The organism is Vibrio caribbeanicus ATCC BAA-2122 (assembly GCF_000165125.1).
Lineage (GTDB): Bacteria > Pseudomonadota > Gammaproteobacteria > Enterobacterales > Vibrionaceae > Vibrio > Vibrio caribbeanicus.
Genome location: NZ_AEIU01000095.1, coordinates 22220 through 28319, shown reverse-complemented (window position 1 = coordinate 28319; position 6100 = coordinate 22220). Strand labels below are relative to the sequence as shown.

General features: G+C 41.9%; 6 protein-coding genes and 1 riboswitch. Of the genes, 2 read left to right on the top strand and 4 right to left on the bottom strand.

Features of this window, described 5'->3' with window-relative positions:
• The first annotated feature begins 357 nt into the window (after nt 1-357).
• Entirely contained in the window at nt 358-798 is a 441-nt protein-coding gene (locus RH40_RS15730; RefSeq protein ID WP_009602624.1) for an RNA recognition motif domain-containing protein, read from the top strand.
• Here the strand turns inward: RH40_RS15730 and murI are convergent.
• Together murI and RH40_RS15720 are read right to left on the bottom strand one after the other, a co-directional pair.
• Entirely contained in the window at nt 773-1597 is an 825-nt protein-coding gene (gene murI, locus RH40_RS15725; protein WP_009602623.1) for a glutamate racemase, read from the bottom strand. The genes RH40_RS15730 and murI overlap by 26 nt on opposite strands.
• A 105-nt stretch (nt 1598-1702) precedes the next feature.
• Complete coding sequence (locus RH40_RS15720) at nt 1703-3499, bottom strand: TonB-dependent receptor domain-containing protein (protein ID WP_009602622.1); 1797 nt, start codon at nt 3497-3499, stop codon at nt 1703-1705.
• Between the two features lie 47 nt (nt 3500-3546).
• Nucleotides 3547-3742, bottom strand: a riboswitch (cobalamin riboswitch).
• Nucleotides 3743-3906: 164 nt separating this feature from the next.
• Here RH40_RS15720 and trmA point away from each other — a divergent pair.
• On the top strand, nt 3907-5016 hold the full coding sequence (gene trmA / locus RH40_RS15710; protein ID WP_009602620.1) for a tRNA (uridine(54)-C5)-methyltransferase TrmA: 1110 nt from the start codon (nt 3907-3909) through the stop codon (nt 5014-5016).
• A 27-nt stretch (nt 5017-5043) separates the two neighbouring features.
• Here trmA and RH40_RS15705 read toward each other — a convergent pair whose 3' ends face one another.
• Both RH40_RS15705 and fabR read right to left on the bottom strand, forming a co-directional pair.
• A complete protein-coding gene (locus RH40_RS15705; RefSeq protein ID WP_009602619.1) occupies nt 5044-5427 on the bottom strand; it encodes a YijD family membrane protein in 384 nt (127 codons plus the stop codon).
• Nucleotides 5427-6068 carry an HTH-type transcriptional repressor FabR gene (fabR, locus tag RH40_RS15700; RefSeq protein ID WP_009602617.1) on the bottom strand — a complete coding sequence of 214 codons (642 nt, stop codon included), beginning with the start codon at nt 6066-6068 and terminating at the stop codon, nt 5427-5429. The genes RH40_RS15705 and fabR overlap by 1 nt, the downstream gene beginning before the upstream one ends.
• Nucleotides 6069-6100 lie beyond the last annotated feature (32 nt).

The following is a 6100-nucleotide window of genomic DNA, read 5'->3' as shown; positions in this document are numbered from 1 at the left end:
GTGACTTTTTCGCTACTGCTTCAAGTCAGGGATGCGTATCTTACGCTTCCTTTTCCGAGAGTCAAGTTTAATTTAAAACTTTTTCTTTTCCGATGTTAAGAGACTTTTCTAAGTAACCTTCATCGTTTCGGTGAGGCGGCATTATAGAGAGAGAGAAAGGGATCACAAGTGTTTTTTTTAATTTTCTTTTTAACTGCTCAAAAACACATCAAAATCGCAAATTTAGACTAAAATTTCAACATTTGATTTGGGTCACACCAATCAGTTGGAAAAAACATAAGCATATACGTAAGATCTTTATGTCTATATAAAGAAATAGACTTTTATTTTCCTTCAACCTAAAAGTTGTATTCTAATATGAGTTCAAATAAATCGATCGTCATGATTGTCGCCTTAGCAATTTTAGGTGGAATCATTTTTTCTCAAGTTACTGTATCCCCAGCTTTAAGTTTTGTTGTCGGGGTATTTGCCTCAGTGTTTGCCCTGAAAATTCTTGATACTAATAACAATCAAGAGAGCATCAGTGACCCATCAACCAAAACATTATATGTAGGCAACCTTCCGTATAAAGCTAATGAAGCGCATGTCAAAGAGCTTTTTGCTGAACACGGTGAAGTGTTTGCCGTCCGATTAATGAAAGACAAAAGAACGGGAAAACGAAGAGGGTTTGGCTTCGTTGTTATGGCAGCTACCGATGTAGCCCCTGCAATTGAAGCACTTAACGAAAGAGATTATATGCAGAGAACGCTAAAAGTACGTATTGCTAACGATCCTAAATCTCAAATGGATGATGCCTAACCTTATCAAACTTAAATGATGTTAACGCAACATTGAGCGCCTTCTCTTTCCAAGGAGGCGCTGTTGAGTAAATCTCTCTTTGTCCCTGTTCACCTGCACCAGCTGTTGGAGTAAGTAGACTCTCTACTCTTCGCGCAATCGCCACACCCGAGTCGATCAACAATACTTCAGAGCCGAGGACAGATTGGATTTCATTTTTTATCAAAGGAAAATGGGTACAGCCAAGCACAGCGACATCAATGTTGTTTTTCATTGGACCAAGGATATGTTCCAGCTCTTTTAAGTCAATAGCAGCACCGCGCAACTTTTCTTCAGCCATATCAACTAAGCGAGTTGAACCTATCATTTTTATTGGCTTACTTTGGGAAAAGTCGTTGATTAACTCTCGGGTATATTGACGAGTAATGGTTGCAGGCGTTGCAATAAGTCCAATCGCTTTATTGGCAAGGTTTGAAGCAGGTTTAATTGCTGGAACCACACCCACAACGGGTATAGACAACCTCGCTCGCAACATCGGCAATACAATAGTGCTTGCGGTATTACAGGCAATCACCACAAGATCAATATCGAGCTTTTTTACATATTGACAAACCAGCGTCTCAACACGGGCGGTAAGCGTCTCATGCTCTAGCTCACCATATGGGTAAGCAGCATTATCAAAAATATAAAAGTAGTTAAGCGCTGGCAGTTTTGCCTCTATCTCTTTAAACACTGATAGCCCGCCGACTCCAGAGTCAAAGATTAGGATTTTTGTTTGTTGCGACACTTGGTAACCCACACTATTCGATTGGCCAATCATACTCACTAAGCTCAATTTGGCAATCTTTTCATCAAATGAGTGAGATTAAGTAGCCTTGATTTGGCCAATAACAACTAAACAGAACCGCCCGAAGGCGGTTTAAAGTTAAAACTTATAGTTAAGTCCTGCGTAATAGCTACGTTCTTGGGTGTTGTAGCCATATGACGTTTCATAGTCTTCATCAAATAAGTTGGCAATTTTGCCACGAGCGATCAAATTATCAGTAATATAGTAATGGGTTGAGAAATCAACCAGAGAATATGCATCCAGCTTGGTATTATTAACTGCATCATCATAGCTCTCACCACGATAGAGATAACTCAAGTCAAAGTTCCAATCATAATACGTGTAACTTACATTCCATTTCGCACTGTATTTTGATCGGCGAACTAACTCTTTACCTGTATCCTTATTCTCAGTATCCATTACATCGATACTTGCCGAATGAAATAATGCACCGGTTGCAAACTCCCCAACAAGTTCGATGCCCTTTATTTCTGCTTTTGCAATGTTTTCATTTTTACCTGTCGAGCTCGAACGCGATATCAGATCAGAAATTTCATTCTGGTAGAGAGCAATTCTAAAATCAGCCAACGATAGGTTTACATCCAAAGCAATCTCGTAGTTTAAAGACTCTTCTGGTGTTAAGTTAGGGTTTGCTGAGTCTCCCCACTGTGATGCAGGGTAGTACAAATCATTAAATGTTGGCGCTTTAAAAGCGGTCCCTGCCATTGCGGACAGGCGGTAGATTGGAGTTAATTGGTAGCCTGAACTAACTTGCCAAGTGGTGTAATCTCCATATTGCTCATTATCATCGACACGAAGACTCATTTCAGCTTGCACTTTATCTTTTGAATATAGTCCAGAAGTATATACACCCAGATTTGAACGACTTGTCTCCGTATACTTTGTCGTAGACTCAGATACATCGTCATTGGCCCAATCAACACCACCTAACATTAACAGCTCAGAATTAACTTGATAGCTATTTTGCCAAGCAACAGATACTCGATTGGTCTCATAGTTATCTGATGAGCCCATAAAAGAAGATTGATCACGACTTGTTGCTAATATCAGCTCACTGCTCAACGAGTCAGTTTTATAGGTTCCAACAATTGAACTGCTTGAGAGCTTTTGCTTTTGTTCTCCATCATCAAACTCAATATCACCTTCTGTATAGTTCGTGTTCCATTTAAAACTTAACTCTTCAGTAGGCTTAGTACCCAGCTCTAACAACAGGTCAGTATGGTCAGAGCCATCATCGTCGGGATCAAAGTATGAGTTATTTTCGTTGGTGGCTGAAAACCCATCTGTTTTTTCACGATTAACAGAGACCTTGATCCAGCCGTTCTCACCAATCTGGTTAGCAGTACTTACCGCGTATTTTTGATACTTATCACTACCACCTTCTACCCATAACTCAGTCTCATCACCAGTATATGAGGTAATAACGTTGATGACTCCACCAATCGCATCCGAACCGTATACAGCGGTACGCGGCCCTCGAACATACTCTATTCGCTCCACTCCATTTAATGGCAAAGAACCAATGGCCGTTGAACCAGTAGTCGCACTACTCACACGAACACCGTTTACCAGTATCAGCGCGTGATCAGACTCCGTGCCTCGAATATAAACGCTAGCTGTTTGACCATAGCCACCATTGCTGGCGACTTGTATGCCGGGCAATCGGCGTAATACTTCTTCAATCGACTTGGCTTGAGTGGACTGAATGTCATCCTTGGTCACCACAACGATGGGTGCAAGTGTTGAATCCATGGATTGCTCAAATCGATTTGCCGTAACCACCATATTTTCATCGATGGAGGTATCTTGGGCATATAAAAGAGAGGCATGGGGAAGCAGCGATGCTACTGTCATCGCTAACATTGTTCGGTTCATTGTTATCATTCCTAAATCGCGTAAGTCCTACTGAATATTGAGCAAAGCCCATTAATCAGCTGCTGGCAGGTATTCGGACTCAAGAGCATTATATATTGCCTACTAACTCGACTTCCCACATATGATGCAGTGTCTGGTGAGTGTTTGTTCTCTCATACCGCTGCGCGTCAGTTCTGGATTCACACCAGATTCCCTTTTCAGCCATCTATACATCTAAATGGCACCAGCTTGTGACCGATGGTATTAACCAATCGATTATTTGTCCAGTGGATATTTTCTTTTCTTCTAGGTTGCCCCTGTTATGTATTGGTTGCACTATTATCAGGTCAAAGCTGGACATCAGCGTTAGATTGAATAAAATCTGCGCTCTTAGATAAAATGCACCTGTAAAACCAAAGGTAATAAACATGGCAACTCTTGATGTCGATCCAAGACACTACCAAAAACAGTTGAGCGATAAGGTTTCTTGTCTCAATGACCTTTTTGCTTCTTTTGACACTCCTGAGTTGGAAGTCTTTGAATCACCGAAACAACATTACCGGATGCGTGCAGAATTCAGAGTCTGGCATGAAGGGGATGACCTTTACTATGTCATGTTTAATCAGCAAACGCGGGAAAAGTACCGTGTTGATCAGTTTCCTGCAGCCAGTCAATTAATCAACGACCTCATGCCTGAGTTGATTGATGCAATGAAGGTAAATGATAGCTTGCGCCACAAACTCTTTCAGGTCGACTTTCTTTCAACGTTAAGTGGAGAAGTGTTGGTTTCACTTCTTTACCACCGCCAGTTAGACGATGAGTGGACTGAAAATGCCAAAGCGCTTAAACAGCAATTGATAGATAAAGGGTTTAATCTCAATATCATTGGCCGCGCTCGTAAGATGAAGGTTGTCTTAGATCGCGACTATGTCATCGAAAAACTTGATGTAAACGGTAAGGCATATACCTACCAACAAGTCGAAAATAGCTTCACTCAACCCAATGGTAAAGTCGCAGAAAAGATGCTCGAATGGGCTATTGATTGTACTCAAGATAGCCAAGGTGACTTACTCGAGCTGTATTGTGGGAATGGTAATTTCTCACTTGCCCTTGCACAAAATTTCAATCGCGTTTTAGCGACCGAGCTAGCCAAACCCTCGGTCGAATCTGCGCAGTACAATATTCAAGTCAACCAGATTGAAAACGTTCAAATCTTGCGCTTATCGGCCGAAGAGTTCACTCAAGCCATAGAAGGCAAACGTGAGTTTCGTCGCCTCAAAGACGCGGGCGTCGAGCTCGATAGCTACAACTGTAACACCATTTTTGTTGACCCACCTCGCTCAGGTATGGATATCGATACCTGCAAAATGGTTCAAGGCTATGAGCGCATTATTTATATTTCTTGTAACCCGGAAACGCTGAAGGACAACCTGAGCCTTCTTAGCCAAACCCACAAAATAACCCGCTTTGCGTTATTTGACCAATTTCCCTATACCCACCACATGGAAGCAGGTATCGTGTTAGAAAAAAGAACCTAAAAAAACGAGCCTATTGGCTCGTTTTTTCTATGATTCTGCTTTTGAGTTGCTAGAAAAATAGCCCAACTTATTCGCAATCCAAAGCATCAACCCTAGAGTAATAAAAATGGCAAACATGTTAGATCCCGAATCTGGGTACTGCGCCTTAATAAAAGCGGAATGACCAAAAGCACCAACAAAAAAGCACGCCAGTCCCACCATAGGAATATCCTCAGTAACTGGCTGGCTAAGATACTCTCGATAAAGAGCTTGCACAGAAAGTACCAGTGCAATTAGAGGAAAAATAGAAAACGGCACAGCAGAGATGGTTAGCCAAGATAAAATCGCGTTACCACACATACCGACAACTAACGCCAGTACCAGCGTTTTTTTCTCTGAACCTTGTGGTTCAGGTTTCGTTTCATTGCTCATTAATTTATACCACCTTTTAATCGGTTACGTTCACGTTCTTTTCGATACCAGAACGCTCCTTTTGCTATCATACGTAGCTGCATAATCAACCGTTCCGCAAGCTCATCACGTTCGTGTCGTTCTAAATCCAATGCCTCTGCCCCAGAGCTAAATACTAAAGTCACCGATGCATCAGCCTGTGTAAGTGCTTCATCCTTCGTCATTCCTGAACTGATCAAGTACTCTGTCATCTCAGCAACAAAATGCTGCATTTCTCGAGCCACGGCTGCACGAAATTCAAATGACGTCCCTGAACGTTCACGCAGGAGTAAACGAAAAACGTTTGGGCTGCTCTCTATAAATTCCATAAATGTTTCTACAGAAGTACGAATTACACTGCCTTCCTTGACGATCCTTTGACGTGCTTGGCGCATTAGCTGACGTAATAGTAACCCACCTTCATCTACCATAGTTAGACCCAGTTCATCCATATCTCTAAAATGACGATAGAAAGACGTTGGGGCAATGCCTGCTTCACGTGCGACTTCTCGCAAGCTTAAATTTGAAAAGCTGCGATCAGCACTTAGTTGACGAAAAGCTGCATCAATCAGTGAACGGCGTGTTTTTTCTTTTTGCTGAGCACGAATTCCCATAGACTTCATAGTAAGTGGCCGACTGTTATACGTGTAACTCC